At 67.1% G+C, this 484-nt stretch carries 1 protein-coding gene; it reads right to left on the bottom strand.

Features of this window, described 5'->3' with window-relative positions:
* On the bottom strand, positions 1–484 hold a 484-nt coding region (locus tag QCE64_RS37840; RefSeq protein ID WP_310009527.1), incomplete at both ends, for a hemagglutinin repeat-containing protein.

Raw genomic sequence — 484 nt, 5'->3', positions numbered from 1 at the left:
CTGCGTGTTCTCGACGTGCGTCTCGGTCGCGGCGGCAATATTGACGTTGCCGGTCGCCGCAAGCGCGGCCGTGCCGTGGTCGAGGTTGATCGTGCTGCCTGTGACGTTGATATCCTTGCCCGACGCCACGACGAGCGAGTTACCCGCGTTGAGCACGGTGTTCGTGAGCGTGTCGTCGGAGCGGTGCAACGACTCCGAGTAAGTGCCGTGACCGTCGGCGCCTGCGCTGTTGCTGTCGACCGTCGAGGTCGCGCGCGCGGCCTGCAGGGTGACATTGCCATTCACCGCGAGCACGCCGCCGCCGTTCAAGTCGAGGCTCGCGCCGGTCGCGGTGAGGTCGCCGGCAACGCCGATCTGCGTCGCGCCGCCCACCTTGAGCGCGCTCCCGGTCGTCTGGTTGAGATTGGTATGCGACACGCCATTGGCGCGCTCGACGACCTTGTTCTCGCCGGTCTGCACCGAGCCGAGCTCATAGTTTCCGCCG

This window comes from Caballeronia sp. LZ043, assembly GCF_031451075.1.
Taxonomy (GTDB): domain Bacteria; phylum Pseudomonadota; class Gammaproteobacteria; order Burkholderiales; family Burkholderiaceae; genus Caballeronia.
Note: the sequence above shows the minus strand (reverse complement) of the source record. Positions and strands in the feature narration are given on the sequence as shown.